Source organism: Stenotrophomonas sp. B1-1 (assembly GCF_010894375.1).
Taxonomy (GTDB): Bacteria; Pseudomonadota; Gammaproteobacteria; order Xanthomonadales; family Xanthomonadaceae; genus Stenotrophomonas.
Map to the genome: position 1 here is coordinate 312,227 of NZ_JAAIUZ010000012.1, position 24,758 is coordinate 336,984.

Here is a 24,758-nt window from a genome sequence, read left to right on the forward strand (position 1 = left end):
CCCAATCAACCGCTTGCCTTGCCAGGCGCCCCAAAGAACAAACGCGCACAAGCCAATCCCGCAACGCCGCCGCAGGCGGCGAACAATGCCGCATCGCTCAATCCGCGCGCACTGCCCGCAGCAAGTGACGGAATCGATGAGAGCAGTGCTCCCATCGCGCTGCTCATTGCCAAGGGCCGCCAGCCCCACAGCCAGGGCTTCAAGGCCCCGATCAAGGCACCGGTCGCCATCGCAGGAATGGCACCCATTGGGTAGGCAAACAACAGCAGGAACAGCGCGGCCAAGGGGTTAAGCACAGTGCCCGCTTTTAGTGAGACGGCGAGATAGGCAGCCAACGTGCCCACCAACGGACCCACAGCCACGAAAAGGGCCCCGCCCTTGAATTGATCGACGACGCAGTCCCACGCGGAGATCCGGGCGCTCCCATCCACGCCTGCACTGGCCCAGATGCGGAACACCGCCGCAAGCACGGGAAAGATCAGCATCAGCACATAGCCTATCGGCATCTGAAGGGTGTATCTGCGTACGCCGGATCGGCGGCCATTTATACAGCCGTGCGCTTGTCGGCAGCAACGGTTCGCCGCCCTCGTGATTCAACCCACCGTGCGCCACACACGGTCGTCGCTTCCCAATTCCACAATCGCCTCTCCCGCACCCACCGGCGGTTTGATCGCCTCGGCCAGACCAACCAGGGTATAAGGCTTGCGCAGCACTACGAAGCCATGGTCGGTCTCCCGCGCCAACAGTTCGCTGTAACCGCTGGTCAGGACCACGTGCAGCCCGGGATAGGTAGCCCGCACTGTCCTGGCCAGTTCCAGGCCGGTAATGCCCGGCATTACCACATCCGAAAAGACCACGTCGTAGCGCGCATGATGCCGCTCCAGGTCGGCCAGAGCCTCTGCGCCGTTGCGCGCCAACTGCACGCCGCAGCCCAGTTCCCGCAGTGCCGAAACCGCGAATGCCGCAACATCCACGTTGTCTTCCACCACCAGCACCTTCAGGCCCTTCGCTTCCTGCAGTGCATGCAGGGACGAACCTTCCATTGAAACCGGCTCCTGGTCGGTCAGCGGCAGGTACAAGACGAACGTGCTGCCTTCGCCCACGGTGCTGGTGACATCCACCTCGCCTTCGGACTGCTTCACGAAGCCGAACACCTGGCTGAGTCCCAAGCCAGTGCCTTCACCCACACCCTTGGTCGTGAAGAACGGATCGAAAACCTGGCTCAAGACCGACTCTTCGATGCCGCAGCCGTCATCGCTCACCGAAACCGCCGCAAAGGCGCCCTTCAATGGCGGCGCGAACCGTACCGAAGGCATGGTGTCGACCCGGCGCACGCAGATGCGTACCGTGCCGTTCTTTCCGATGGCATCGCGTGCGTTCACCGCCAGATTGATCAGCGCCGTATCCAGCTGGGTCTTGTCCAGCAGCACGTGCAGCGGATCGTCGGGCAGGTCCAGCTGCAATGCCACCCGGCTGCCGAGCAGGGTGCGGATGATGTCGGCCAGTCCTTCCACCCCCTTGCCCAGATCGAACACTTCCGGTGACAGCGTCTGCCTGCGCGAGAAAGACAGCAGGTGCGAGACCAGGCTGGTCGCCCGGTCTGCTGCCGCGCCGATGGCTTCGATGTGCCGGCGCTGCTGCTCGTCCCGGGGTTCGCCATAGCGGAGCATGTCCACCGAGCCGGTGATGACCTGCAGAAGATTGTTGAAATCGTGCGCCACGCCGCCGGTCAGCTGGCCAATGGCTTCCAGCTTCTGCGATTGCCGCAGCTGCTCGCGTGCCCTCACCAGCTCAGCATGGGCCTGCCTTGCCTCTTCACTGATGGATTCGACCTGCCGCGAATGCTCGTTGCGCTCGGACACGAACTCGGTCTGGTCACTGACCACGCACAGAATGCCGCCCACGCTGCCATCGGCCACGCGGATGGGGGAATACGAGAAGGTCCAGAAGGTTTCGCGACGCGTGCCATCGCGGTCCATGAAGACGCGCAGGTTGCGGAAGCTGCGGTGGGTGCCGGCCATCGCATCGGCGATGGCTCCACCCAGCTCATCCCACACGTCGTGCCAGACAATTCTCACCGGCGTGGCCATTGCGCCGACCAGCTTGTTGCCCATCCAGGGCGAGAACGCGTCGTTGAAGTAGAAGAGGTTGTCCGGCCCCCACGAAATCCACAGTGGCTCCGGACAATCCAGGATCATCGTCAACACCGTGCGCAATTCGTCCGGTGCCGCCTCTGCAAGCCCGCCGTGCGCCCAGTCGCTGTCCTGCAGCAGGCGATAAGCGAGGGAGTCGGGCGAAGACACGGGTAGGTCGCTGCGGGACATGTGAAGACCTGTTGAACACTTCCTCACAGCGTCAATCATGAATGGTACAGGCAGCGTGACGAGTCGTTGGGCGCAGGGCTTGTGATGATGCTGCCACCGTCCGTTCATGTGCCAGCGACATCCGCAAGACGGCCGTGTGACTTCGCGCGACTTACTTTGAAGGCCCGCCTCCACACATAACTGCGAATGCTCGCTACCGTGCTGCCGTCACCGCTTTCGAATCTGGCCCGGCAGCGACTGCTGCAGGTCAATGCACTGCCATTGCCTGGCCAGGGCCGCACGCTGGAGCGTTGGCGCGAGCTGGCTGCCCTTGGGCATGAAGACCTGTGTCTGGCGAAGGTGCTTGAAGCCCATCATGACGCCGTGGCGATCCTGCACGAACTCGGCGCAGCGCCGTCGGACGGCCAGTTGCTGGCGGTATGGGCCGCAGAGGGACCCGCCTGCACCCTGCGCGCAGATGCAAGCGGCAGGCTGCGCGGCGACAAGCCGTGGTGTTCTGGCAGCGAATTGGTCGATGTCGCGCTGGTAACCGTCCGCGACGAGACAGGGGTGCAGCTCTATCGGGTGGACGCATCGCAGTGGCATGCACTGGAGGGTGAGCCGTGGCCCGCCCCCGGCATGGCCGGCGTACCGTCCACCACGGTGCGTTTCGACGATGCCCAGGCCGAGGCAGTCGGCCCACTGAATGCCTATCTGGATCGTCCCGGGTTCTGGCATGGCGGCGCGGGCATTGCGGCCGTGTGGTTCGGCGCGGCCACCGCGCTTGCAGATCGCATGCAACATGCCTGCAGCGAAGGCCTGCGCGCGCGTCTGCTGGGCAAGGCTGACCTCGCTCTGGCACCGGCCGCCGCGCTGCTGCGCGAGTTGGCCACCGCGATCGACTTGGCGCCGCAGCTGACGCACCGCGTGCAGGTCGTGCGTGCGCGCAGCGTGGTGGAACGCGCGGCCACCCAGATCCTGGACCTTGCCGGCCGCGCACTGGGACCAGCACCCATGTGCATGGAGGACGCGCACGCGCGCCGCTGGGCCGATCTGAGCGTATTCCTGCGGCAAAGCCACGCGGACAAGGATTGGGAATGGCTGGGACAGCAGTGCGCGGCTCAGGTGAAACCATGGGCGCTGTAGCCATCATCAACGGGCGCGGTTCCGAAGCGAGCGCATGGGACCGCTGTGACTGGCTGTGGCAGCAACCCACAGCGACCGCGGCCGAGCTCTGTGCCGGGGTAGGGCGGATTGTAGTGGTTGCACCGCATCCCGATGACGAGGTGTTGGCCTGCGGTGGTCTGATGTGCGCCGTCGCCCGCATGGGCATGCCGGTGCAGGTGGTTGCGGTGACCGACGGCGAGGCGTGCTACCCCGGTGAGCAGTGGTGGACGCCGCCGCGCCTGCGGCAGGCCCGGCGCGAGGAGCTGCGCGATGCCTTGTCCGAGCTGTCCATTGCTGCAGAGTCCATCGTGCATCTAGGCATCGCCGATGGCGGCGTGACCGATCACGAAAGCGGTTTGGAAGACTGGCTGTGGCAGTGCCTGCGCGAAGACGATCTGCTGCTGGCGCCCTGGCGGTTTGATGGCCATCCCGACCACGAAGCTGCCGGACGCGCCGCGTGGAGGTCCGCGCGTGACGTTGGCTGCCGCCTGCTTGAGTACCCCGTCTGGGGTTGGCACTGGCTGGACCCGGGCTGCGCGCACATGGCATGGGAGTCGCCGCGCCTGCTCGACATTTCCCCGGTGGCCGCCCACAAGCGGCAGGCCATTACCCGTTTTCGTACACAGACCGGCGATGTGCCCCGGCTGCAGGCCGAGCCCATCCTGCCCGCGTACGTGCTCGACCGTTTCCATCGTACCCAGGAGGTTTATTTCGCATGAGTGCCCAGCCGTACTTCGACGAAGTGCACGCCATCGATGATCCCTTCGGCTACCGCAGCCGGTGGTACGAGGAGCGCAAGCGCGGCGTGCTGATGGCCAGCCTGACGCGCCGCAGCTTCCAGCGCGGCTGGGAACTGGGCTGTTCCAACGGGGTGCTTACCGAAGCATTGGCCGGCCGCTGCGAGCGCCTGCTGGCAACCGATATCAGCCCGCGGGCGACGTTCCAGGCGCGCCGCAGTCTGGCCCATCTTCCGCACGTGCAGGTGCATTGCGCGCAGCATCCGCAACAGTGGCCGGCCGGCCGCTTTGACCTGATCGTCTGCAGCGAGATGGGCTACTACCTCGGGCCGGACGCGCTGGTGGAGCTGCGCGACGGGGTACACGCGGCATTGAAGGATGACGGACTGCTGGTGGCTTGCCACTGGTTGCCCTCCTTCAATGGCCGTGCCAGCCGCACCGCACTCGTGCACGAGCGGCTGGGGCACGGGCTGCAGGAAGCCTTCTGCTACCGGGACAGCGATTTCGTGCTGCAGGGCTGGACCCGCGCGCCACTGTCACTGGCCAGCGAAGAGGGCCTGAGATGATCGGGGTGCTGGTGCCGGCACACAACGAGGCGGGGTGCCTGGACGCGTGCCTGCGCTCGCTGTCCATTGCCGCCGCGCACCCGCGGCTGAGGGGAGAGCCAGTACGGGTGACGGTGGCGCTGGATACCTGCACGGATGCCAGCGCGGACATCTGCCGGCGCCATGGCGTCGGCATGGTGCCGGTAGAGGCCCGCTGCGTGGGTGCAGCGCGAGCGGCGGCGGCGGACGACTTGATCCGCATGGGCGCCCGGTGGCTGGCCAGCACCGATGCAGACAGCCAGGTGCCGGCCGATTGGCTGGTGGCCCAGTGCGAAGCGGGCACTGAGGTGTTCTGCGGGGTGGTGGATCTGGGCGATCTGGCGCCCCGGCAAGCCTGGCTCCGCAGCTGCTTCCAGCGCGGAGAGCGCTGGGGCCAGGGGCACGGCCGGGTACACGGCGCCAACATGGGCGTTTCCACGCGGGCTTACCTGGCGACCGGTGGTTTCGCGGCGCAGCGTTGTTCGGAAGATGTGGACTTGGTGAAACGACTGCAGGCAAGCGGCGCATCCATCTGCTGGGCCGGTGATCCGGTGGTCAGCACGAGTGCCCGCCTGGTCGGGCGCGCCAGCGGCGGATTTGCCGATCATCTGGCGGCCCTTGCTGCGCAGGACCATGGTGTACCGCCCCAGCTGGCCTTGGCCAGCTGAGGCCTGCAAAGTTCACTGCCCATCCACCGCGAATGCCGCGTGCACCAGGGCCAGATGGCTCAGGCCCTGCGGGGTGTTTCCCAGCCCTTGCTCGGTAAAAGGGTCCCACATCTCGGGCATCAGGCCCACGTCGTTGCGAACCCGCTGCAGCAGGGCATGGAACAGCCGATGCGCTTCATCGTGCTCGCCCAGCAGTCCGTAGGCCTCCACCATCCAGAACGCGCAGCTGATGAACGTGCCTTCGCACTGCTGCATGCCGCTGTAGCGCCACAGCAGATCGCCACTGGTATCACTCAGTTCGCGGCGCATCGCCTCACGGGTGGCAATGAACCGCTCACGCCGTGCTTGTGCAAGGCCGAAGCGTGATGCCAGCATCAGGCTTGCATCCAGTCGGTCACTGCCGGGGTGCATTACATAGCTCTGCTTTTCTTCGTGCCAGCAGTGCGTGTCGATCCAGTCCAGGACGCGGTCGCGCTCGCGCTGCCAGCGGGGCAGGCGGGCGCGGGTGATGTGGCCCTGTTCGGCCAGTTCGCACGCACGGCGCAGGGCCATCCAGCATTCCACCTTCGACATGGTGTAATGCTGCAGGTCCGCCAGCTCCCAGAACCCACAGTCCTTGCGCATCCAGCGGTCAGCGCATTCGTCGGCCAGCTCGAACAACAGCCGGGCAGTGGCCGGGTCCAGAATATGGCCGGCATCGATCATGCGGCTGGCCATTTCCATCACATCCCCGTAGACGCAGGTCTGCAATTGGTCGGTTGCAGTGTTGCCTACCCGCACCGGCTGGCTGCCGTGATAGCCGGGGATGTCGATGTAACGCTCCTGTTCAACCGTTTCGCCGCGCAAGGTGTAGCAGGGCCGCAGCGCCGGGCGGTGTCTGCCGATGGTGGTCATCAACCAACTGAAACCGGCCTTGGCGTCGGGCAGGGCGCCCACGCGCAGGAAGGCTTTGATGATGTAGGCGGCGTCGCGCACCCAGGCGTATCGATAGTCCCAGTTCTTGTCACCGCCCAGGCGTTCCGGCAGCGAAGCGGTCACCGCAGCGGCGATGGCGCCCGTGGGTGAGAACCACAGGAACTTCAACGCCAGCGCCGAGCAGATCACTTCACCGCGCTGGCGGCTGTCGCAGTGCAGGTCCGCAACCCATTGCTGCCATTCGCGATCAGAGCGGTCAATGCGGGTATCGATATCGTCCAATGGCGGAACGGGCAGCACCTCGTCCTGCGACGCCAACAACGCGACAATGCCGCGGTAGCCCGCCGTCACCCGCAGCTGCCCTTGCACGGCGCGGTCGTCACATAGCTCGATGTGGGTATCTTCTGGGCAGCGCAGCATCGTCATCACCGGACCCACGTGGTACACGCAGCCATTGGGGGTGTCGCTCATCCATGGCGTGCAGGTGCCGGCCCGGGTGCCCGGCTGGTAGTGCAGCTCGAAGATCACCTCGCCTTCCAGCCCTTCCACCCGCCTGGCCAGCTCGGACCACGGCAGGCGCCCGGCCGGACCGCTGTTCAGCGATTCGGTAACACGGGCGAATCCGGTGGAAGTGCGGATCTCCGTTTCAAGCACGTTGCTGTCGGCCCTGTAGCGCCGGTGTACAGACACGATGTCCCGAGCCTGCAGCGCAAAGCGCCCGCCGGCCGCGGCGTCCAGCAGACGATCAAACAGCGGGGGCGAATCCATGTTTGGCGCGCACCACCAGTCGATGCAGCCATCAGGTGCAATCAGCGCCGTGGAGCGGCCATCGCCAATGGCGGCGTAGGCATGGATGGGGGCATGCCCCTGCGCGTCACGTGCGGGGCTTACCCCGCTGTCTGGCGCGGACCTCACGGAAGCAGCATGCCGCCGGTGGCACCAATCACCTCGCCGGTGATGTAGCTCGATTCCTGGGTAGCCAGGAGCACGTAGGCCGACGCCATCTCTACCGGTTGGCCAGCACGCTTCAGTGGTGTCTGCGCTCCAAAATCTGGAATGGCCTCTGGCGGCTGACCGCCCGCCGGCTGCAACGGGGTCCAGATCGGGCCCGGGGCTACGGCGTTCACCCGGATGCCGCGCTCGGCGACCTGCTGCGCCAACGATTTGGTGAAATTGACAATGGCCGCCTTGGTCGGCGCGTAGTCCAGCAGATTAGGCGAGGGCTGATAAGCCTGGATGGAGGCCGTGTTGATGATGGTCGCACCCGCGGGCAGGTGCGCCAGGGCCGCCTTGCACACCCAGAACAGTGCATGCACGTTGGTGCGGAACGTGGCCTCGAACTGCTCGGTGTCCAGGTCCTCGATCTTCTCCACCGCCAGCTGCTTGCCGGCAACGTTGGCCAGAACGTCCAGGCCGCCCAGCGCATCCACGGCCTTGGCCACCAGATCGCGGCAGAACGCCTCGTCCTGCAGGTCGCCGGGCAGGGCAATGGCCTTGCGTCCTTCGGCCTCGATCAGCGCGACCACCTCGGCGGCGTCCGCCTCTTCCTCGGGCAGGTAGCTCAGCGCTACATCGGCACCCTCGCGGGCGAAGGCAATCGCCACGGCGCGGCCGATGCCCGAGTCTGCGCCGGTCACCAGTGCCTTGCGGCCGTTCATGCGGCCCAGGCCCACGTAGCTCTTCTCGCCATGGTCGGCCTTTGGGCTCAGTTCGTGCACAGTGCCGGGCGGTGTCTGCACCTGCGCTGGGTAGGTCGGCTGCGGGAACTGGGTGAGTGGGTTCTGCATGTCGTACTGATTGCGGGTCATTGCGGCATTCCTTGGGGGGAGGAAGGAGTGGGGTCTAGAAAAGTCAGAGCGTGACGGCGCCGCCCGAAATGGTCAGCAGCGCGCCGGAGGTGTAGCTGGCGCTGTCGCCGGCCAGCATCACGTAGGCCGATGCCAGTTCGGCCGGCTGGCCAGGTCGGCCGAACGGCGTCTGGCTGCCGAACTGCTCGACCTCTTCGGCGGGCATGCCGGCAGGAATGAACGGCGTCCAGATCGGGCCTGGCAGCACCGCGTTTACCCGGATGCCTTTCTCTGCCAGCAGTCCGGCCAACCCGATGGTCAGATTCGCAACCGCGCCCTTGGTGGTGGAGTAGGGCAGGATGTTCGGCGTGGGCTTCTTGGAATTCACAGATGCGGTGTTGATGACCGAGCCGCCGTCCTGCAGATGCGGCACGCACAGGCGGGTCAGGTTGAACACCGCGTGCACGTTGGTATCGAAAGTCTTGCGCCAGTCGTCCAGGGTGATCTCATCGAACGACTCGTAGTAGCGCTGGTAGGCGGCGTTGTTCACCAGGATGTCCAGGCCGCCCAGCTCGTGCACCACGCGCTTCACCAGGTCTTCGGCCTGCGCTTCATCGCTGATGTCGCAGGGAATCAGTACCGACTTCTGGCCAGCTTCCTGTATCAGCTTGCCAATCGCCGCCGCATCGTCCTTTTCGCTCTCCAGGAAGGCGATGGCAACATCAGCGCCTTCGCGGGCGTAGGCAATGGCCACGGCAGCGCCAATACCGCTGTCGCCGCCGGTGATCAGCGCCTTCTTGCCTTCCAGCTGTCGATGGCCCTTGTAGCTCTGCTCGCCGTGGTCCGGACGCGGGTCCATCTTGCTGGTCTTGCCGGGGAACGTCTGCTGCTGTGCCTTGAACGGCGGCTTCGGATACTGGGGGGCAGCCATCGGACGACTCCTTCGGAAGGGGAATCGCTACTGTCTGCCTGAGTGGGTAAACGCAGTGGCCCGGTGGTGTCGCCGTGATGTGCACGGCGCGGCCCTACAGCGGGTAGGCGATCGTGGTCATGATGCTGTTCTCTGCTTGGCGCGAATCCAGGCGTGTGTGCTGCACCACCACCGGCACATCCGAATCGATCACACAGGAAAAGCCCACGCCACGCGGGACAGACGCGGGGTCCTGCAGATCGTTGAAGCGCTTGTGGCAGGTGCGCTGGGCCGGCACGGTGAAGAGGTAGGGGCCCTGCGGCTCGCGGTCCTCGAAGTACAGCATCAGGCTGATCTGTGCATCGGTACTGCCGGTATTGAGGATGCAGCAGGTTTCGTGGCTCTGCAGTTCGGGTTCGGGGCCATTGCTCCAACCGGGGATATAGCCTTCGGCAATGGCCCATCGGGTACAGCCCAGCGCGGCGTTGTTGGCATCGGACATCTCGTGGCTCCTTCGATTGGGGCGCTACAGAGTGAGGGTGCCGGGCAGCGCACGCCGTGCAGACCGGGTGCGCGGCGCATCAACGTGAAGCATTCAGCGCGCTGTCTGACCCTGCATTGGCGCCGGTCTGGCCGGTGCCTATCATGGGTTGCTGCATTCATCGATTCCCGCTGCCGCCGTACATGCCCTCAAGCGCCCAGTCCGCGCGCCGTTCTGCCCGCGCCGCCGGCTATGTCTTTCCTGAGCACCTGCGCGAGCAGGCCCGTGCCCTCCCTGCCCAGCCAGGCGTGTACACCTTCCATGGTCGCGAGGGTGGGTTGCCCCTGTATATCGGCAAGAGTGTGAACCTGCGCACTCGTGTGCTTGATCACCTGCGCACCGAGGAAGAAGCCGCGATGCTGCGGCAATCCGAACGCATCAGCTATCTGCTGATGGCCGGTGATCTGGGCGCACAGCTGCTGGAAGCCACGATGGTCAAGACCCATCGACCGCTCTATAACCGCCTGCTGCGGCGGGTACCGCGGCAGTTCAGCCTGCGCCTTTATCGGGGTGAAGTGAGCGTGCTGCACTCGGGCGAAGTCGACCTGACATCGGCGCCGCTGCTGTACGGCGTCTACTCCAGTGAGCGTTCCGCCCGCGAAGCACTGCGACGTCTGGCTGACGACAACCGCCTGTGCTATTCGCTGCTGGGCCTGGAGCGCCTGCCGTCCGGGCGACCTTGCTTCCGGTCGATGCTGGGCCAGTGCCTTGGCGCATGCTGCGGGCGCGAGAGCCTGGCCGAGCACCAGCGCCGGCTGACCGAGGCACTGGCCCTGCTGGACGTCGTGCAATGGCCGTACGCCGGCCCCGTCGCCATCGAGGAGCGCGGCCCGGACCTGCGCCAGTTCCATGTGGTGGATGGGTGGTTCTATCACGGCAGTACCAAGACCCTCGCTGCCGCCCGACGCCTGCGGCGCGGACCCGCCCAGTTCGACCGCGACGCCTACCGCATTCTGCGCAAGGGCCTATGCGGCGGCCAGTGGGCCTTGCACCCGTTGTAGACACAGCTAAAGCAAGCAGGTCACAGGGCGTGGACGCTCGCTTGGGTATGCCTGCCTGCAGGACCATGCCAGGAGATGATCGTGACTGACCTGTTGGATCTGGGAATGCCCTGGTTCGAATTCGTGCTGCGTGCCAGCGCGGTCTATATCGTGGTGCTGCTGCTCACCCGGCTCAGCGGCAAGCGCTCCATCGGGCAGTCCGCGCCGTTCGACATGCTGGTGATCGTGCTGCTGGGCACCGCGGTGCAGAATTCGCTGATCGGCGAAGACACTTCATTGCTCGGTGGGCTCATCCTGGCCGCGACACTGCTGGGGCTGAACTGGCTGGTGGGCTACGCCACGGCACGCAACCGCCGCCTGCACCGCTGGGTGGAAGGTGCACCCGTGGTGCTGGTCCGCAACGGCAAGGTGTTCTGGGAACAGCTGCGGCGCTGCAATGTTGCACCGGAAGATCTGGATGTGGCCATGCGTAAGGCCGGTTGTGATGGACACCATGACATCTCCTTGGCCATGTTGGAGACGTCCGGCGAGATCAGCATCGATTCGCGCGAGCGCTGATAAGCACAATCAAGGATTCTGAATCCGCAGCTATTGCCGCAGGCCGGCTGCCACCAAGTGTTAAGGCGCGCATGCAGCGCAATAGACGTCGCGCATACTGCAGGGTCACCAGCAGGGCGGCGTGAACGTGCGACGCTGCCAGACACCTACCGCGTGGAGATGGATCATGCAGGCATTGACCTATCACGGCCGCAAGGATGTTCGGGTGGAAACCGTGCCCGACCCGGTACTGGCGGCCGACGACGATCTGATCCTGCGTGTGACCGCCACGGCCATCTGCGGTTCCGATCTGCACCTGTACCGTGGAAAGATCCCTGACCTTCATACCGGCGACGTGCTGGGCCACGAATTCATGGGCGTGGTGGAGGAAGTGGGTCGTGGCGTGACCCAGGTACAGCCCGGCGATCGGGTGGTCATCCCCTTTGTGATTGCCTGCGGGGAGTGTTTCCATTGCCGGCTGGCCGAATATGCGGCCTGTGAAACGACCAACCCGGGCAAAGGCGCTGCGCTCAACGGCAAAGGCCTGATGCCGCCCGCCGCGCTGTTCGGTTACAGCCATCTGTACGGCGGGGTTGCTGGCGGGCAGGCCGAGTATGTGCGCGTGCCGAAGGCCAACGTGGGCCCGTTGCGCATTCCCGAAGGGGTGGCCGATGAGCAGGTACTGTTCCTGTCCGACATCCTGCCTACCGGCTACCAGGCGGCGTTGAACGCTGGCATCAAGCCCGGCTCGACCGTGGCCATCTTCGGTGCTGGTCCCGTGGGCCTGATGAGCGCGGCGTGCTCTCGGTTGCTGGGCGCCGAATCGATTTTCATGGTCGATCATCTGCCTTACCGCCTCGACTTCGCCCAGCGCACGTACGGCGTGACGCCCATCAATTTCAGCGAAGTGGATGATCCGGCGGACTACATCGTCAGCCAGACCAGCGGGCGGGGCGTGGATGCCTGTATCGAAGCGGTCGGCTTCGAGGCTGAAGGCAGCGCCGTGGAAAGTGCGCTGACCGCGGTAAAGCTGGAAGGCAGCAGTGGCGTGGCGATCCGCCAGTGCATTGCCGCAGCGCGACGCGGGGGCGTTGTCAGCATCCCCGGCGTGTATGCCGGTTTCATCCATGGTTTTCTGCTGGGCGACGCGTTCGACAAGGGCCTGACCTTCAAGATGGGGCAGACCCACGTGCAGGGGCTGATGCCCGAGCTGCTGACGGCCATTCTGGAAGGAAAGCTGGACCCCGGGGAAATCATCTCGCACCGCATGACACTGGCCGAAGCCGCCCAGGGCTATGCGATGTTCGACGCCAAGGACGATGATTGCCGGAAGATCGTGCTGACCCCATGAGCGACGGGAAAGGCACGAAGGTACCAATGGAGACACCGGACGGGCGGTACATTGTGGTGCGCGGCCGTCTATGGCGCGCCAGTAACCCCCACTTGCCCGCAGCCGCGCGTGCGCAGTGGGTGGCGCGGCTGATGAGCGGTCGACGAGCGGTACAAGCGGCCATGCGCGCAGGTGACCGGGAGGCGTTGCAGACCGCGCGCCGAGCTGTGGACGTTGCCAAGCGTGGGCTGGGTGAGCGGGACCCGGTATGGTGGACAGACGGGGAAAAGGACTATACCCGCTACTTGGTTAGGAACAGTCCTTACGCGGAATGGTTCAGTAGAACCTATTAGCCTCACGCCATATTACTGTCGGTGTGGGATAGTGATGTCCAGCATTCTGCTGCGTACGCTGGAGATTATCGTGCCCCTACGCGCCATCGCCTACGCAAGTGAGGCGGTGCCAGGCCTGTCCATTGACAACGTGGATGACCTCACTCGTGCCGCTACCCGGTTCTTCCCGTACTGGTCCATGCGCTGGCTTCCTGCCCAGCCTACCGATATCCGCATCGTCTCCACAGGCGATTGGTCTGGTCTGAACCGCAGCGGCGGCGTCCATCGCCTGAGTCTCCTGGTATCACAACACCTGGCCTCGCCACCGGCGGCATGATGCTGCAGGCCGGCAGCTCTCACCCGCGCTTGTTGCCGGTGGGATCTGCTGGCGGGCGCTCGTAATCCTCCGGGTGAGCGGTCTCTTCCTGTTCGGGCATGTCCTTTCCCTTTTTCCAGCTGCGGTCGGTACGCACCTTGTCCGGCGTATGGGCCTTGTCCTCATCGCTGGCATCGCCGGTGGGGTTGAAAGGCAACTTGCTCATGGTCTTCTCCCGAAAATGATCATCCGTTGGGTTGGGTTCCCAGCCGACCCCTCTGGATCGTGGCATTCACCGCTTCCTGCAACTGGGGAATATGGAACGGCTTGGCTACAAAGCGCGCCCGCTGGTGTCGGGCCGGCACTACCTGCTCGTACACCGCGGAAGCAAACAAATACGGCACGCCCAGGTCAGCCAGTCGATCGGCCACCGGGAACACCACGCCGTCACGCAACTCGATATCGAGGATGGCGGCGTCGAATTGCCCATCTTTCAGAAGACTTATTGCTTCAAACACACTGTAGGCGTGGGTGACTTCGTTGCCTTGGTCGACCAGTGCCTGCTCGACCAGTTCTGCCAGGTCGAATTCATCTTCCACCAACAGCAGGTTGCACCCACTGTTCGTACCGCGTTCCAGGTCTTGCATGTGGGTCACGTACTCGCGTTCTGCGTTGACCCCACTGTGTACTTCAAACCATCAAAATGATGACGTTTCGCCGTGTGCGCGGTGCGAAAAACGCGCGTGCACTTCGCCAATGCACTGCATTGACGCGTCGTTGGCGCGGGCGGTGGATACTTCCGCCGTCGCCATTGCGGGATACATTACCCATGAATCAACGGGAAAACGCCAACCAGCCCAAGGTGCTGCGGCTGGAAACCATGCCGCTGGACTGCGGCGAACGGGCCGTCGTGGTGGAACTGGACTGCGCGCCGGGCAAGGCCTGGGCGAAAGCACTGAAGCGGGTGTTGGCGTCCACCGATGGCCTGGAGTCGGTACGCCCGCGCTGCGATGGCCGGTTCGTCTACATCATCGGGGTCGACCCAACGCTGCGCGGCTATGCGAATCGCATCCACCACGCCTTGGCTGCGGCCAGTGAGCGAAGCCCTGCACCGGACACTTCCGGCGCATCGGCGCCCACGCCGTCCTGTTCGCCCGCGTGGTCTGCGGTCAGCCCTTGACCCGGGCGGCAGCATGAGCGAGGGCGAGATGGCGGACGCGGCGGGCACCATGCGCGTCGGCTGCGCGGGCTGGTCGTTGCCATCTGCGCACGCGGCCGAGTTTGGACCCGGCGGCAGCGCTCTCCAGCGCTATTCCACCCAGTTCTCAATGGTGGAAGTGAACTCATCCTTCTATCGGCAACACAAGCCAGAGACCTATGCGCGCTGGGCGCAGAGCGTGCCGGCCGACTTCCGTTTCTGCGTAAAGATACCCCGCGCCATCAGCCACGAGCATGCGTTGGTTGGCACAGCCCCCTTACTGGATGCGTTTCTGTACGGCGCTGAACGTCTCGGCGAGCGGCTTGGGGTGCTGCTGCTGCAGCTTCCGCCCAGCGCGGCCTACGACGGGCGCGTGGCGTCGGCGTTCTTGCGCGCCCTGCGCCGCCGTACACACGCGGCCATCGCCTGCGAACCTCGCCATGCAAGCTGGTTTACTGCCCAGGCCGATGCAATGCTGGCCGGTCAGGGTGTTGCCCGCGTGGCTGCCGACCCGGCGCGGTACCCGCTCGCTGGCGAGCCCGGCGGCACACGAGACTGGAGCTACTGGCGCTGGCATGGCCGCCCGCGCATGTACTGCAGCGCCTATGAAGAGGCAGATCTGAAGGCCTTGGCAGGCCGCTGCAGGGAATCCGCGAAGGTCGGGCCGGCTTGGATCATCCTGGACAACACCGCCCATGGCCATGCGGTTGGCAACGCGCTGCGACTGCAGGCGCTTCTGCAGCACACGGACCGGGTAAACCGGCGTCCAGACTGAATTCACAACGCAATGGCGGGTCGAAGACTGCGCGTTGACGTGCGATCCGTACATTCCTCTGTCAGGCTAAATCCACTTCGCGCACCATGGTAAACCGCGCTATCGCCTATGCCAGCGAGGCACTACCGGACCTCGATCCTGACCGCCTCACCCACCTGATGGAAGACGCAGCCCGATTCAACCGCGACGCGGGTATCACCGGCGTGCTGCTGTTCGATGGGCAGCGCTTCCTGCAGTACATAGAGGGCCCCGAAGACGCCCTGAAGATCGCCTACGGCCGAATACTGGCGTCCAGCAGCCACCGCGAAATCGTCGAGCTGGCACACGGCCCCGTGGGCCGGCGCATGTTCCCCTACTGGTCGATGCGATTGCTGCCCACGGGCCACCGCGAGCTGAGCCAAGCCGCCCATGCCGACTGGCGCGGCTTCGTGAAGCGGGCAGGGCGGGAGGGAGGCCCATGGGCGGCCATGGACTATCTGGCCGCCGTGGCCGAGCCGCACTTGGCCTGACCACTGGGGGCGCTATTCACCTTCGGTGTTGTCCAGCAGGGCGATCACCTCCCGGTTGTCCAATACCTTTGCCGCATCCGAGCGCTGCAGCAGCTGCAGCGCAGGCTGCCGCCGGCCGGGCAGGGCGGCCGTCGCCTCCCACGCAATGACGGTTTGGTACTCGCGGGAATTGGCGTCCAGCGCTGTGGCGAGCACACAGGAATCCAGCGCCATTCCGGCCAGCACCACGCGGCGAACCTGGAGCTTGGCCAGCAACACCGGCAGCGGTGTTGCCAGGAACGCAGAATGCTTGGGCTTCAGAATGAAGTAATGGGACGGCTCCGGGGAAAGGGTCGAGGCAATCTGCGCGGCCGCGCCGCCTTGCTTGCGGCAGGCCGCCACAAGGCCGGGAAAATCACGCTTCCAATCACCGAAATTATCGTTCGCATGGATCACTGGCAGGCCGCGCTGGTCAAACGCAGTGCGCAGGGAAGACGCCTTCTCGGCGGCCTGCACGGCCAGCGGCGCCATCCGCCGCCCTTGCGGGAAGTCGAACAGGCTGAACAGATCGATGATGATCAGCGCGCTGCGTGAGCTCATGGCGCCACCTCATTGCGGGGTAGGTTTCCACGTCGTTGCTGCCGGCGCCACGCCATGACCTGGCCAACGATCGCCGTGATCAACAGCAGCACGTTGGTTACCACGAAAACGGTAGCGCCCAGCAGGGCACTGTAAATCGTGAAGAGCATCGAAGCAGTAATCTGGCCGAGGAACAGCCACTTCGAGACCGTTTCCGGGTGGGGTGATTGCCACTGCTTCACCATCTGGCGGATCAGCGTAGCCATCAGCACCGCGGTCGCCGCCCAGCCCAGTACATCCGGATGCATGCAGATCTCCCTGGGGCATACCGTGGGTCAGGCGCCGCCTTCACCGGCGGCGCCGTGTAACGAATGTCGCGTGCTCAGGCCGCCTGCGCTGCCTTGGCGTTGCCGCCCCCCTTGGCGAGCAGGGTCAGCTTTTCGTCGGTGGCCTTTTCTTCTTCCAGCGTTTCCAGCAGCAGCGGCAGGGCCTGCTTGTAACCCAGCTGCTTGGCCAAGGCGGCGATCGTGCCGTAGGACGCAATTTCGTAATGCTCGACCTTCTGCGCGCCGCCAATCAGCGCAGCATCGCGCACTGGCCCCTTGTCGATGGCATCGATCACTTCCTTGCCTTCTTCCACCAGACCTTCCATGGCCGCGCACTTGATGCGCTTCAGGCGGATACCCAGCACGTCCACTACCTGATCGATGCGCTCGATCTGGCCTTGGGTTTCCTCCAGATGCGTTTCGAAGGCCGCGGCCAGGTCGGGGTTCTCGGCCGCACGCGCCAAGCGAGGCAGTGCCTTGGTCAGCTGCTTCTCGGCGCTGTAGATATCAGAGAGTTCGTGGATGAACAGGTCTTCTGCGGTCTTGATCGCCATGGGGACGCTCCAGTGTTGAAGGGAGTGCCCAGCCTAGAAGGGCGGCAGACAAACCGGTTCAAAGACAAGGTGAAGGCCCCATTCCGGCCACGCCGCTTCGTCATCGCATGGCGTTAGCAACTACAACGGATCGTCTCACCCCGGCTCCGGGTGCGACCGCGCCTGAAGATCTGTCCTATCCATACTGATCCTGCCTCAGCCACGCCACCAGCGCCGCAAACGCAGGCGAGGGCTGCCGACGGTTAGGGTAGTAGAGGTGGTAACCGGGGAAAGGAACGCACCACTTGTCCAGCACCGCCACCAGCCTTCCTTGCGCGATGTGCTCGGCCACCATCGGCTCTGGCGCGTACGCCAGGCCCAGCCCGTCCAGTGCAGCATTGATCACGTGGGTCATGCTGTTGAAGACCAGGGGTCCGTCGCCGCGCACGGTGAACTCCTTGCCTTTCTCCTCGAACTCCCAGGCATAGATGGCACCGTTGGGTCGGTGCCGGATGTGCACACAGCGGTGCCGGGTGATGTCGGCAGGCTTGCGCGGCTTGGGATGCTTGCTGAAGTAGTCGGGTGACCCGACCACCACCAGGCGCCAATCGGGACCGACCCTGACCGCGATCATGTCCTTGCTCAGTGCCTCACCCAGCCGGATGCCGGCATCGAAGCGCTGCTCCACCACATTGGTGAAGCCGTAATCGACGTAGAACTCAAGCGTGATGTCCGGGTACTCGGCAAGGAACCCGGCAAGCCGCGGTCGGATGACGGTCTCCATGGAATCATCCGTGCAGGAGATGCGCAGCGTTCCGGCCGGGCGATCGCGCAGATCGGCCAGGGCTTCCACGCTTGCACCGATGGCCTCGAAGTGCGGCGCAATGGAGCGCATCAGGCGCTCGCCGGCTTCGGTGGGGGACACGTTTCGCGTGGTCCGGGCCAGCAGGCGGATGCCCAGGCGCTCTTCCAGCAGCCGCATGGAATGGCTCAGCGCCGAGGGCGTGACCCCAAGGCGAACGGCCGCCTTGGTGAAACTCTGCTCCTGCGCCACGACCAGGAACGCCTGCAGATCGTTGGTCTTCACGGTGCTCATGGGCCAATTGTGAGCTCAACTCAGCAATGCATCAACTTTCAGCAGGCTTATCGGCGTACCGGGCGCGGCCTATCGTGGCGGCCTGAGATCCCGATCGAGGCCATACGCCCATGAAACGCACCACGCTGCTGCTGGCGCTGCTCGCCAGCCTCTCCCTTCCGGCTTCGGCCATGGCCGCCGATGCGCCCACGGCCTCTCGTCCGCAAGGGGCTGACAACTTTTACCGCAGCCCCACGGTCAAGGGGGAGCGGGTCACCTTCCAGAACCAGTACCAGATGGAAGTGGTGGGGACGCTCTACCGTCCGCAGGGCCTGCCTGCAGGCAGCCGCGCCCCCGCCGTGGTGGTGGACCACCCCATGGGCGCGGTGAAAGAGCAGAGCTCGCAGCTTTACGCGCAGAAGCTGGCCGAGCAGGGCTTCGTGACGCTGGCGATCGATCTTTCCTTCTGGGGCGAAAGTGCCGGCGCGCCGCGGCACCTGGTGGCGCCGGAAATCTACTCGGACGACATCAGTGCGGCCGTGGATTTCCTGAGCACACAGACCTCCGTGGACCCGGATCGGATCGGCGGGCTGGGTATCTGCGGCAGCGGCAGTTTCGTGATCAGTGCCGCCAAGATCGACCCGCGCATCAAGGCCATTGCCACGGTCAGCATGTACGACATGGGGGCCGCCGCACGGCAGGGCCTGAACAACGGGCAATCCCTGGAACAGCGCAAGGCAGTCATCCAGTCCGCAACCGACCAGCGCCTGGTTGAATTCAAGGGCGGGGCCGCAGTGTACGTGCCGGGCACGGTAAACAAACTCGATGCTGACACGCCCGCCATCCAGCGCGAGTTCTTCGACTTCTACCGCACCCCGCGCGGCGCCTACACACCCAAGGGCGATACCGCGGAGCTGACCACCCAGCCGCTTTTCAGCAGCTTGGTCAAGTTCATGAACTTCTATCCGTTCAACGATATCGAGACCATCTCGCCCCGGCCGATGCTGTTCATCTCGGGCGACACCGCGCATTCCCGTGAATTCAGCGAGGATGCGTACCGCAAGGCCGGTCAGCCGAAGGAGCTGTACTGGGTGAAGGGGGCCGGTCATGTGGACCTGTACGACCGGACGAACCTGATTCCCTTCGAGAAACTGACAACGTTCTTCCAGCGCGGTCTTGCCACGCAATGAGCCACGCCGATACCACGGCCGGTCGCGCCTACTGGGGCGGGGTGTTCGCGATGACGCTGTGCGTCTTCGCGTTGATCGCCTCCGAATTCATGCCGGTGAGCCTGCTGACCCCGTTGGCGGCAGAACTGGGTGTGAGCGAGGGCCTTGCTGGCTACGGGATTGCCATCTCGGGTGCGTTCGCAGTGCTCACCAGCCTGTCGATTTCCCGGTTGGCGGGCACCATCAACCGGCGAACGCTGCTGCTGTTCCTCACCGCATTGATGGCGGTGTCGGGCGTGGTGGTGGCGTTGGCCCCGAACTATCCGGTCTACATGACCGGCCGTGCGCTGATTGGCGTGGTGATCGGCGGTTTCTGGTCCTTGTCTGCCGCGACGGCCATGCGCCTGGTGCCCGCGGCAAAGGTTCCGCGCGCACTGGCGATATTCAACAGCGGCAATGCGCTTGCGACCGTGGTTGCAGCGCCATTGGGCAGCTACCTGGGCGGTGTGATCGGGTGGCGCGGTGCATTCCTGTGCCTGGTGCCGGTCGCTGCGGTGGCCTTTGCGTGGCAATGGGCAGGCCTGCCATCCATGGCCGCAGAACGGCAGCATGCCCAGGGCGGGGTATTTGCACTGCTGCGCAGGCGCGTGGTGGCCCTTGGCATGATTGCCTGCGGGGCCTTCTTCATGGGGCAGTTTGCCTTGTTTACCTACGTGCGGCCGTTCCTGGAGCGTGTGACACACGCAGCAGACAGCGCCGTTCCGCTGGTGCTCTTGGCGATCGGTGCAAGTGGCTTGCTGGGCACGTTTGCCATCGGGGCATTCCTCAAGCGTGGTCTGTACCGCACGCTGGTGAGCATTCCGGCCGTGATGGCGCTGATTGCGTTGGCGTTGGTTGTGCTGGGGCCCCGGCTTTGGCCGACGGCTGCACTGCTCTCGGCATGGGGGCTGCTGGCCACGGCCGCGCCGGTGGGCTGGTGGAGCTGGCTGGCCCGCACCTTCACCGACAACGCGGAGGCCGGCGGCGGCCTCATGGTCGCGGTCGTGCAGTGCTCCATTGCGCTGGGCGCCACCGTCGGTGGACTGCTGTTCGATGGCTTCGGCTTTGCCAGCACGTTCTTGGCCAGTGCCGGCCTGTTGTTGTTTGCCGCGCTGCTTGCCTATGTCACCGCCTGCGATGCCGCATCCACCTCGCGGCCGGCCATCGCCATGGGAGCGCAGGGCTCATGAGGCGATCTACATCGACTACTTCGGAGTCTCACTCCATGAAAATCAGAGTCATCATCAACGATCAGGTGCTCACCGGCACACTGGAAGAAAGCATCCCCGCACGCGAGTTCATCGCCCAGCTACCGCTGACGCTGCAGCTTGAGGACTACGCGGCGACCGAGAAGATTGCACAGCTTCCGCGCCGCCTCAGCGTGACCGGCGAGTCGGAGGGCATCACGCCAGTGGCAGGCGATATCGCCTTCTACGCGCCATGGGGAAACCTGGCGATCTTTCACAAGCCCTTCGGCTACTCGAAGGGTCTTATACGGCTGGGCCACATCGAGGGAGGGTTGCAGTCCCTTCGAGCGGCAGGGCCCGTCACGGCCCGCATTGAGGCTTTCTAGCAGCAGCTGGCTGCACCGCAAATCCACCGCAACGAGGTGAAACCCATGGACATCAAACGCGCTGGTACCCAGGCATCTGTAAAAGGGCCAGCGGACTGGTTCACTGGCACCGTCCGCATCGACCCACTCAATGCCGCCCCTGCGCCGTCGCGGGTCTCCTGCGCCGCCGTTACGTTCGAGCCGGGCGCGCGCACTGCATGGCACACCCACCCGCTGGGCCAGACGCTTATCGTCACGGCCGGTTTCGGTTGGACACAGTGCGAAGGCGGGCCCATCGTCGAAATTCGTGCCGGTGATGTGATCTGGTGCCCGCCGGGCCACAAGCACTGGCACGGTGCATCACCGACGACCGCGATGACGCACATCGCGGTGCAGGAGGCGTTGGATGGCAAGAACGTTGACTGGCTGGAGCACGTGACCGACGCCCAGTACCTGGCCGGCCCGCCTGCTGGCGAAGCACCGGCTCACAGCGCAGGAGGGGGCTGAGATGCGGGTGCGATGCTCAGTGCCGCGCATCCTGGTCCTATCGGTGTGGGCCTTGCTCGGCCTTGCCAACGCGGCCGGAGCCGCAGCGCCCGAACAGCAGATCACGGCCGCCGGGGATCAACCTTCCACGCAGGGCCCGTCGGAGTACTTCACCGGCAACGTTCGCATCGACCCGGTCTGGCCTGCCGACGCCGGCATCACTGCCTCGGGCGGGCTGGTGACGTTCGAGCCGGGGGCTCGCTCGGCGTGGCACACCCATCCCGCCGGCCAGCGCCTGCTGATCACCTCGGGCGTTGGGCGCGTGCAGGAGTGGGGAAAGCCCGTCCAGATCGTTCGTCCCGGCGATGTGGTGTGGTGCCCGCCGGGAGTGAAGCACTGGCATGGCGCCGCCCCCGGTACCGCCATGACCCACCTTGCGGTGACCGGCGTGCGCGATGGCCAGAACGTAACCTGGATGGAGAAGGTGACCGATGCCCAGTACGAAGCCAACTGACCCCACATCGCGGGTCCGCCATATCGCCAGTCTGCTGGGGGCGGCGATGCTTGCTGCCGCCCCCGGCCAGATGGCGTTCGCACATGAAGGAGCAGCCATGAACAGCAACGCAAACCACGCTTCCCCAACCGAACTGGACGCGCGCCAGCAAGCCATCATTCCGATCAGCGCCTTTGCGGCGGCGGGCAACATGGATGGCCTTCGGCAGGCGTTGAACCAGGGCCTGGACGCCGGCCTCAGCGTGGCTGAAACGCGCGAGATCCTGCTGCAGGTCTACGCGTATGCCGGGTTTCCGCGCAGCTTGAACGCGTTGGGCGAGCTGATGAAGGTGGCCGATGCCCGCAAGCAGCAGGGTATCCAGGATGACCCCGGCTGCGAGCCGCGCAAGCCCATTCCCACGGGCGACGCCTTGCTCGCTGCAGGCACGGCAAACCAGACCACGTTGGCCGGCGGGCCGGTCTCGGGGCCGCTGTTCGACTTTGCGCCGCAGGCAAATCAGTACCTGCGTACCCACCTGTTCGGCGACATCTTCGAGCGCGACAATCTGGACTGGCAGAGCCGCGAGCTGGCTACCGTCAGCATGCTGGCCGCCATGTCCGGGGTCGAGCCCCAATTGAAGTCCCACATTGGCATCAGCATGAACATTGGCCTGCGGCGTGAGCAGCTGTCCAAGCTGGCCGACGTCCTTGAAGGCCGCGTCAGTCGGGAGGCGGCCGAACGCGTTCGCGCCGCCGCCAATCCGTAGAGTCGAGCTTGCTCGACTGCACCACCTACCGAAGCGCACCCTCAAACAGCGCCCGAGCCTGTCGAATCGCCGTCTGATGCGTTTCCGCCTTATCGGCCTCCACCTCGCACAACGTTCCTACGACCTTACGCCCCAGCTCCGTGCACTCCGCCAGGAAGTCGTAGTGACCGACCAAGGGCAACATCTCAACTCGCGCGTTGCCATTCGCCTCGGCAATTACCTTACTGTTGGTGGCCGCCGAGGCAATCGCATCAGCCTCACCCACCACCACCGATATCGGCGCCTTCAACTGTGCGAGCTCAGCCGGGTCGAACGCCTGCACGATTGCTGGCGCCATCAGGAATACCGCCCGAACGTTGGGAATGCGGCGGTCCTCTGCCGACTTGCCCACCCAAGGCGCCAACTCCGGCGTAGCGGCCGCCGCCATCCGCCGCTCAAAGGTCAACCCAGGGTTCTCCGCCTGCGGCAGGCAGACCCCATCCTTCGGCGATGCCTTGCAGAACGCGGCCAGCCTGGACATGTCTGGCCGTGCGCTGGCCGCCACCAGCGCGGTAAACCCGCCGGCAGAATAGCCCACCAGACCCAGCCGCCCGGCATCCAGATGCGGCGCAAGCACGGGGTCGGCCTGCACCGCCGCCCAGGCCGCGGCAAGGTCATCGGCCCGGTTCCACATCAGGATGCTGCCGGCCTCGGTCATCGCGTCCACACCGTTGTTGCCGGGGTGGTCAACCGCAACCACCACGTAGCCCGAGCGCGCCATGGCCGTGCCGAACCAGCCCATCATGCGGGCACTGCCGCCATTGCCGTGCGACAGCAGCAGCACCGGCCAGCGGCCCGGCGCAGCGGGGGCATCAACCGCAGAAGCGCCTGCCACGAACAGAGGCTCGCCCGGCGGCCCGATCGCCAGCGGCTGCTCTTCCACACCGGGTCGCGCCGGATACCACACCGTGTACCGCACGGCGTCGCAGTGTCTGGCATCGCGCACCGCGGCGCTGGGGGTGTGCGCCACGCCATGGGTTTCGCCCACTACGGAAGAGGGCGCGGCTGCCCATGCCAGCGGGGCGAACACGCAGGACAGCAGGAAGCAGGCGTAGGGCAGGGCTCGCACGGAAGAAGCTCCTTGATTCATGTCGGGTCGGACAGCGGCAGCCAGATTTCTACGCCGCCGTTGCCGGTGCGGTCGTCGAAGCGGGCGTCGTAGCGTTCGAAGTCGGGGGCGTCGGCCAGGTTCAGGCCGGATCGGGGCAGGTAGTCGTTCAGCAGCCAGTACCAGGTGGAGCGGATGGTCGAGATGTGGCCCGCATGCCACGCCACCAGGTAGTCCCGGCCCGGAATGGAAACGGCCTGCCATGGCGAAGGCAGCGCGGCGGTCGCGCCGATCTCCATGCCGGCGATGTAATCGAAGGCACCCTCGCCATCACGGTTGCAGCAGACCCCGAAGGCGATGTCCTTGCCCAGTTCGCGGGTCAGCGCCAACTGCTGCCATTGCGAGGGAATGGACGCCACAGTCGCGGCGGTATGGCGGGCGCAGATGCCGGCCACCCGCAACGGGCCCTGCCAGCGACGTACCGGCTCCACCGCGCAGGGCAGGGGCGGGGCATCGAGCTTGAGCGCATCCACCAGCGCCAGGCCGTGCAGACCCTTTCGGCGGACCTGTTCCGGCGGCAGCTTGAACTGTTCGGTAAAGGCGTTGGTAAAGGCCGCATGCGAGGCATAGCCAGCGGCCAGGGCGACATCCAGGATCGGCGCATCATCCGCAGCCAGGGTGCGCGCCGCTTCGGTCAGCCGACGCGCGCGCAGGTAGCGTGCCATCGACGTGCCGGTGCTGACCTGGAACAGTCGAGACAGGTGGAACGGCGAGAGGTCGACCGCCTCGGCGATCTGGGCCAGCGAGGGGTTCTCGGCAAAGTGGCTTTCGATGTACCACAAGGCCTTGCGTGCCGCTCCCATGGCGCCTGTTCCGTGCCGGTGACTGGGTGGAAGCCTAGCGCAGGGCGGGGCAGGGCGTTTGCGGAATCTTGCTGTGGCTGCGGATGCTCAGGCCAACCGCTTGCTCATGAATACCCGCTCGTGCCCCGAATGCCACGTTCGCGCAACAGTAGAGTCGAGCTTGCTCGACTGAACCCCCGATAGCCTGTCATCTGGCCTGCT

The 24,758-nt window shown here is 65.2% G+C and carries 33 protein-coding genes; 18 read left to right on the top strand and 15 right to left on the bottom strand.

All coding sequences use genetic code 11. The features are described from left to right. Window positions 1–5: 5 nt before the first annotated feature. The 3 genes from G4G00_RS11240 to G4G00_RS21970 form a co-directional block, all read right to left on the bottom strand. Window positions 6–485: a hypothetical protein gene (locus G4G00_RS11240; protein WP_164273540.1), complete on the bottom strand. Its 480-nt coding sequence runs from the start codon at window positions 483–485 to the stop codon at window positions 6–8. Window positions 486–593: 108 nt separating this feature from the next. Further along, on the bottom strand, window positions 594–2,432 hold the full coding sequence (locus tag G4G00_RS11245) for a PAS domain-containing sensor histidine kinase (protein ID WP_240336131.1): 1,839 nt from the start codon (window positions 2,430–2,432) through the stop codon (window positions 594–596). Between the two features lie 99 nt (window positions 2,433–2,531). Next, window positions 2,532–2,681 (bottom strand): hypothetical protein, encoded by a 150-nt coding sequence (locus G4G00_RS21970; RefSeq protein WP_240336132.1) that lies wholly within the window; start codon window positions 2,679–2,681, stop codon window positions 2,532–2,534. Between the two features lie 6 nt (window positions 2,682–2,687). On the opposite strand from G4G00_RS21970, the gene G4G00_RS11250 reads away from it, so the two are divergent. From G4G00_RS11250 to G4G00_RS11265, 4 genes are read left to right on the top strand one after another with little or no spacing between them, the layout of a single operon-like run. Further along, window positions 2,688–3,449 carry an acyl-CoA dehydrogenase gene (locus G4G00_RS11250; RefSeq protein ID WP_240336133.1) on the top strand — a complete coding sequence of 254 codons (762 nt, stop codon included), beginning with the start codon at window positions 2,688–2,690 and terminating at the stop codon, window positions 3,447–3,449. After that, window positions 3,437–4,189, top strand: a complete 753-nt coding sequence (locus G4G00_RS11255; RefSeq protein WP_164273545.1) for a PIG-L deacetylase family protein — start codon at window positions 3,437–3,439, stop codon at window positions 4,187–4,189. The genes G4G00_RS11250 and G4G00_RS11255 overlap by 13 nt, the downstream gene beginning before the upstream one ends. Beyond that, entirely contained in the window at window positions 4,186–4,773 is a 588-nt protein-coding gene (locus G4G00_RS11260) for an SAM-dependent methyltransferase (RefSeq protein ID WP_108753139.1), read from the top strand. The genes G4G00_RS11255 and G4G00_RS11260 overlap by 4 nt, the downstream gene beginning before the upstream one ends. Then, a complete protein-coding gene (locus tag G4G00_RS11265; RefSeq protein WP_108753138.1) occupies window positions 4,770–5,459 on the top strand; it encodes a glycosyltransferase family 2 protein in 690 nt (229 codons plus the stop codon). Before G4G00_RS11260 ends, G4G00_RS11265 begins: the two co-directional genes overlap by 4 nt. Window positions 5,460–5,471: 12 nt before the next feature. Here the strand turns inward: G4G00_RS11265 and G4G00_RS11270 are convergent, their stop codons facing one another. The 4 genes from G4G00_RS11270 to G4G00_RS11285 form a co-directional block, all read right to left on the bottom strand. Continuing rightward, entirely contained in the window at window positions 5,472–7,289 is a 1,818-nt protein-coding gene (locus tag G4G00_RS11270; RefSeq protein ID WP_164273548.1) for a glycoside hydrolase family 15 protein, read from the bottom strand. After that, window positions 7,286–8,182, bottom strand: a complete 897-nt coding sequence (locus G4G00_RS11275) for an SDR family oxidoreductase (protein WP_164273551.1) — start codon at window positions 8,180–8,182, stop codon at window positions 7,286–7,288. Before G4G00_RS11275 ends, G4G00_RS11270 begins: the two co-directional genes overlap by 4 nt. Before the next feature lie 43 nt (window positions 8,183–8,225). Continuing rightward, the gene (locus G4G00_RS11280; RefSeq protein ID WP_164273554.1) at window positions 8,226–9,092 is read right to left on the bottom strand and encodes an SDR family oxidoreductase; all 867 of its coding nucleotides are present in this window, start codon (window positions 9,090–9,092) and stop codon (window positions 8,226–8,228) included. A gap of 94 nt (window positions 9,093–9,186) precedes the next feature. Continuing rightward, a complete protein-coding gene (locus tag G4G00_RS11285; RefSeq protein ID WP_164273557.1) occupies window positions 9,187–9,573 on the bottom strand; it encodes a sensory rhodopsin transducer in 387 nt (128 codons plus the stop codon). Window positions 9,574–9,755: 182 nt separating this feature from the next. Between G4G00_RS11285 and cho the strand changes: the two genes are divergently transcribed. The 5 genes from cho to G4G00_RS11305 all read left to right on the top strand — a co-directional run bounded on the left by cho (window position 9,756) and on the right by G4G00_RS11305 (window position 13,149). Continuing rightward, a complete protein-coding gene (gene cho, locus G4G00_RS11290) occupies window positions 9,756–10,613 on the top strand; it encodes an excinuclease Cho (RefSeq protein ID WP_164273658.1) in 858 nt (285 codons plus the stop codon). Between the two features lie 81 nt (window positions 10,614–10,694). Further along, the gene (locus G4G00_RS11295; RefSeq protein ID WP_164273560.1) at window positions 10,695–11,171 is read left to right on the top strand and encodes a YetF domain-containing protein; all 477 of its coding nucleotides are present in this window, start codon (window positions 10,695–10,697) and stop codon (window positions 11,169–11,171) included. A gap of 166 nt (window positions 11,172–11,337) precedes the next feature. Beyond that, window positions 11,338–12,501, top strand: coding sequence for a zinc-dependent alcohol dehydrogenase (locus tag G4G00_RS11300; RefSeq protein ID WP_108753132.1), 1,164 nt, complete (start codon window positions 11,338–11,340; stop codon window positions 12,499–12,501). Next, window positions 12,498–12,833, top strand: a complete 336-nt coding sequence (locus G4G00_RS21975) for a hypothetical protein (protein ID WP_240336134.1) — start codon at window positions 12,498–12,500, stop codon at window positions 12,831–12,833. The genes G4G00_RS11300 and G4G00_RS21975 overlap by 4 nt, the downstream gene beginning before the upstream one ends. Before the next feature lie 34 nt (window positions 12,834–12,867). Further along, a complete protein-coding gene (locus G4G00_RS11305; RefSeq protein ID WP_234414704.1) occupies window positions 12,868–13,149 on the top strand; it encodes a hypothetical protein in 282 nt (93 codons plus the stop codon). 19 nt (window positions 13,150–13,168) lie between these two features. Here the strand turns inward: G4G00_RS11305 and G4G00_RS11310 are convergent, their stop codons facing one another. Together G4G00_RS11310 and G4G00_RS11315 are read right to left on the bottom strand one after the other, a co-directional pair. Continuing rightward, the gene (locus G4G00_RS11310) at window positions 13,169–13,354 is read right to left on the bottom strand and encodes a hypothetical protein (RefSeq protein ID WP_108753130.1); all 186 of its coding nucleotides are present in this window, start codon (window positions 13,352–13,354) and stop codon (window positions 13,169–13,171) included. Window positions 13,355–13,373: 19 nt separating this feature from the next. Further along, window positions 13,374–13,775 (bottom strand): response regulator, encoded by a 402-nt coding sequence (locus G4G00_RS11315; protein WP_108753129.1) that lies wholly within the window; start codon window positions 13,773–13,775, stop codon window positions 13,374–13,376. Window positions 13,776–13,957: 182 nt separating this feature from the next. Here G4G00_RS11315 and G4G00_RS11320 point away from each other — a divergent pair, with 182 nt between their 5' ends. From G4G00_RS11320 to G4G00_RS11330, 3 genes are all read left to right on the top strand, one after another. After that, a complete protein-coding gene (locus G4G00_RS11320) occupies window positions 13,958–14,308 on the top strand; it encodes a hypothetical protein (protein ID WP_108753128.1) in 351 nt (116 codons plus the stop codon). Window positions 14,309–14,321: 13 nt separating this feature from the next. Then, on the top strand, window positions 14,322–15,101 hold the full coding sequence (locus tag G4G00_RS11325) for a DUF72 domain-containing protein (RefSeq protein WP_234414703.1): 780 nt from the start codon (window positions 14,322–14,324) through the stop codon (window positions 15,099–15,101). An 86-nt stretch (window positions 15,102–15,187) separates the two neighbouring features. Then, window positions 15,188–15,610: a BLUF domain-containing protein gene (locus tag G4G00_RS11330; RefSeq protein WP_108753127.1), complete on the top strand. Its 423-nt coding sequence runs from the start codon at window positions 15,188–15,190 to the stop codon at window positions 15,608–15,610. Window positions 15,611–15,622: 12 nt separating this feature from the next. Here G4G00_RS11330 and G4G00_RS11335 read toward each other — a convergent pair whose 3' ends face one another. From G4G00_RS11335 to G4G00_RS11350, 4 genes are all read right to left on the bottom strand, one after another. Then, window positions 15,623–16,189, bottom strand: a complete 567-nt coding sequence (locus tag G4G00_RS11335; RefSeq protein ID WP_108753126.1) for an isochorismatase family cysteine hydrolase — start codon at window positions 16,187–16,189, stop codon at window positions 15,623–15,625. Then, window positions 16,186–16,476 (bottom strand): hypothetical protein, encoded by a 291-nt coding sequence (locus tag G4G00_RS11340; protein WP_108753125.1) that lies wholly within the window; start codon window positions 16,474–16,476, stop codon window positions 16,186–16,188. Before G4G00_RS11340 ends, G4G00_RS11335 begins: the two co-directional genes overlap by 4 nt. A gap of 74 nt (window positions 16,477–16,550) precedes the next feature. Continuing rightward, the gene (locus tag G4G00_RS11345; RefSeq protein WP_108753124.1) at window positions 16,551–17,048 is read right to left on the bottom strand and encodes a DUF892 family protein; all 498 of its coding nucleotides are present in this window, start codon (window positions 17,046–17,048) and stop codon (window positions 16,551–16,553) included. Between the two features lie 175 nt (window positions 17,049–17,223). Then, the gene (locus G4G00_RS11350) at window positions 17,224–18,123 is read right to left on the bottom strand and encodes a LysR family transcriptional regulator (RefSeq protein ID WP_164273563.1); all 900 of its coding nucleotides are present in this window, start codon (window positions 18,121–18,123) and stop codon (window positions 17,224–17,226) included. 110 nt (window positions 18,124–18,233) lie between these two features. Here G4G00_RS11350 and G4G00_RS11355 point away from each other — a divergent pair, with 110 nt between their 5' ends. Genes G4G00_RS11355 through G4G00_RS11380 form a run of 6 tightly spaced genes read left to right on the top strand, consistent with a single transcriptional unit; the run spans window position 18,234 to window position 22,607 of the window. After that, entirely contained in the window at window positions 18,234–19,292 is a 1,059-nt protein-coding gene (locus tag G4G00_RS11355) for an alpha/beta hydrolase (protein WP_164273566.1), read from the top strand. Then, window positions 19,289–20,500, top strand: coding sequence for an MFS transporter (locus tag G4G00_RS11360; RefSeq protein ID WP_164273569.1), 1,212 nt, complete (start codon window positions 19,289–19,291; stop codon window positions 20,498–20,500). Before G4G00_RS11355 ends, G4G00_RS11360 begins: the two co-directional genes overlap by 4 nt. Window positions 20,501–20,535: 35 nt before the next feature. After that, on the top strand, window positions 20,536–20,883 hold the full coding sequence (locus G4G00_RS11365; RefSeq protein WP_164273572.1) for a cyclophilin-like fold protein: 348 nt from the start codon (window positions 20,536–20,538) through the stop codon (window positions 20,881–20,883). A 45-nt stretch (window positions 20,884–20,928) separates the two neighbouring features. Beyond that, window positions 20,929–21,369: a cupin domain-containing protein gene (locus G4G00_RS11370; protein WP_164273575.1), complete on the top strand. Its 441-nt coding sequence runs from the start codon at window positions 20,929–20,931 to the stop codon at window positions 21,367–21,369. 43 nt (window positions 21,370–21,412) lie between these two features. Further along, window positions 21,413–21,862, top strand: a complete 450-nt coding sequence (locus G4G00_RS11375; RefSeq protein WP_240336141.1) for a cupin domain-containing protein — start codon at window positions 21,413–21,415, stop codon at window positions 21,860–21,862. Continuing rightward, a complete protein-coding gene (locus tag G4G00_RS11380; RefSeq protein WP_325051509.1) occupies window positions 21,840–22,607 on the top strand; it encodes a carboxymuconolactone decarboxylase family protein in 768 nt (255 codons plus the stop codon). Before G4G00_RS11375 ends, G4G00_RS11380 begins: the two co-directional genes overlap by 23 nt. Before the next feature lie 25 nt (window positions 22,608–22,632). On the opposite strand, the gene G4G00_RS11385 is transcribed toward G4G00_RS11380, so the two are convergent. Both G4G00_RS11385 and G4G00_RS11390 read right to left on the bottom strand, forming a co-directional pair. Continuing rightward, the gene (locus tag G4G00_RS11385) at window positions 22,633–23,715 is read right to left on the bottom strand and encodes an alpha/beta fold hydrolase (protein ID WP_240336135.1); all 1,083 of its coding nucleotides are present in this window, start codon (window positions 23,713–23,715) and stop codon (window positions 22,633–22,635) included. 17 nt (window positions 23,716–23,732) lie between these two features. Further along, window positions 23,733–24,557 (bottom strand): AraC family transcriptional regulator, encoded by an 825-nt coding sequence (locus G4G00_RS11390; protein ID WP_108753116.1) that lies wholly within the window; start codon window positions 24,555–24,557, stop codon window positions 23,733–23,735. Between the last annotated feature and the right edge of the window lie 201 nt (window positions 24,558–24,758).

Excerpts from the sequence above, each read along its gene's own strand:
- G4G00_RS11355 (WP_164273566.1), top strand. The coding sequence starts at position 18,234 with ATGAAACGCACCACGCTGCTGCTGGCGCTGCTCGCCAGCCTCTCCCTT.
- G4G00_RS11380 (WP_325051509.1), top strand. The coding sequence starts at position 21,840 with ATGCCCAGTACGAAGCCAACTGACCCCACATCGCGGGTCCGCCATATC.
- G4G00_RS11340 (WP_108753125.1), bottom strand. The coding sequence starts at position 16,476 with ATGCATCCGGATGTACTGGGCTGGGCGGCGACCGCGGTGCTGATGGCT.
- G4G00_RS11305 (WP_234414704.1), top strand. The coding sequence starts at position 12,868 with ATGTCCAGCATTCTGCTGCGTACGCTGGAGATTATCGTGCCCCTACGC.
- G4G00_RS11335 (WP_108753126.1), bottom strand. The coding sequence starts at position 16,189 with ATGAGCTCACGCAGCGCGCTGATCATCATCGATCTGTTCAGCCTGTTC.
- G4G00_RS11325 (WP_234414703.1), top strand. The coding sequence starts at position 14,322 with ATGAGCGAGGGCGAGATGGCGGACGCGGCGGGCACCATGCGCGTCGGC.
- G4G00_RS21970 (WP_240336132.1), bottom strand. The coding sequence starts at position 2,681 with ATGATGGGCTTCAAGCACCTTCGCCAGACACAGGTCTTCATGCCCAAG.
- G4G00_RS11330 (WP_108753127.1), top strand. The coding sequence starts at position 15,188 with ATGGTAAACCGCGCTATCGCCTATGCCAGCGAGGCACTACCGGACCTC.
- G4G00_RS11285 (WP_164273557.1), bottom strand. The coding sequence starts at position 9,573 with ATGTCCGATGCCAACAACGCCGCGCTGGGCTGTACCCGATGGGCCATT.
- cho (WP_164273658.1), top strand. The coding sequence starts at position 9,756 with ATGCCCTCAAGCGCCCAGTCCGCGCGCCGTTCTGCCCGCGCCGCCGGC.
- G4G00_RS11265 (WP_108753138.1), top strand. The coding sequence starts at position 4,770 with ATGATCGGGGTGCTGGTGCCGGCACACAACGAGGCGGGGTGCCTGGAC.
- G4G00_RS11300 (WP_108753132.1), top strand. The coding sequence starts at position 11,338 with ATGCAGGCATTGACCTATCACGGCCGCAAGGATGTTCGGGTGGAAACC.
- G4G00_RS11320 (WP_108753128.1), top strand. The coding sequence starts at position 13,958 with ATGAATCAACGGGAAAACGCCAACCAGCCCAAGGTGCTGCGGCTGGAA.
- G4G00_RS11255 (WP_164273545.1), top strand. The coding sequence starts at position 3,437 with ATGGGCGCTGTAGCCATCATCAACGGGCGCGGTTCCGAAGCGAGCGCA.
- G4G00_RS11240 (WP_164273540.1), bottom strand. The coding sequence starts at position 485 with ATGCTGATCTTTCCCGTGCTTGCGGCGGTGTTCCGCATCTGGGCCAGT.
- G4G00_RS11365 (WP_164273572.1), top strand. The coding sequence starts at position 20,536 with ATGAAAATCAGAGTCATCATCAACGATCAGGTGCTCACCGGCACACTG.
- G4G00_RS11245 (WP_240336131.1), bottom strand. The coding sequence starts at position 2,432 with ATGAACGGACGGTGGCAGCATCATCACAAGCCCTGCGCCCAACGACTC.
- G4G00_RS11350 (WP_164273563.1), bottom strand. The coding sequence starts at position 18,123 with ATGAGCACCGTGAAGACCAACGATCTGCAGGCGTTCCTGGTCGTGGCG.
- G4G00_RS11275 (WP_164273551.1), bottom strand. The coding sequence starts at position 8,182 with ATGACCCGCAATCAGTACGACATGCAGAACCCACTCACCCAGTTCCCG.
- G4G00_RS21975 (WP_240336134.1), top strand. The coding sequence starts at position 12,498 with ATGAGCGACGGGAAAGGCACGAAGGTACCAATGGAGACACCGGACGGG.
- G4G00_RS11315 (WP_108753129.1), bottom strand. The coding sequence starts at position 13,775 with ATGCAAGACCTGGAACGCGGTACGAACAGTGGGTGCAACCTGCTGTTG.
- G4G00_RS11370 (WP_164273575.1), top strand. The coding sequence starts at position 20,929 with ATGGACATCAAACGCGCTGGTACCCAGGCATCTGTAAAAGGGCCAGCG.
- G4G00_RS11345 (WP_108753124.1), bottom strand. The coding sequence starts at position 17,048 with ATGGCGATCAAGACCGCAGAAGACCTGTTCATCCACGAACTCTCTGAT.
- G4G00_RS11260 (WP_108753139.1), top strand. The coding sequence starts at position 4,186 with ATGAGTGCCCAGCCGTACTTCGACGAAGTGCACGCCATCGATGATCCC.
- G4G00_RS11390 (WP_108753116.1), bottom strand. The coding sequence starts at position 24,557 with ATGGGAGCGGCACGCAAGGCCTTGTGGTACATCGAAAGCCACTTTGCC.
- G4G00_RS11280 (WP_164273554.1), bottom strand. The coding sequence starts at position 9,092 with ATGGCTGCCCCCCAGTATCCGAAGCCGCCGTTCAAGGCACAGCAGCAG.
- G4G00_RS11360 (WP_164273569.1), top strand. The coding sequence starts at position 19,289 with ATGAGCCACGCCGATACCACGGCCGGTCGCGCCTACTGGGGCGGGGTG.
- G4G00_RS11310 (WP_108753130.1), bottom strand. The coding sequence starts at position 13,354 with ATGAGCAAGTTGCCTTTCAACCCCACCGGCGATGCCAGCGATGAGGAC.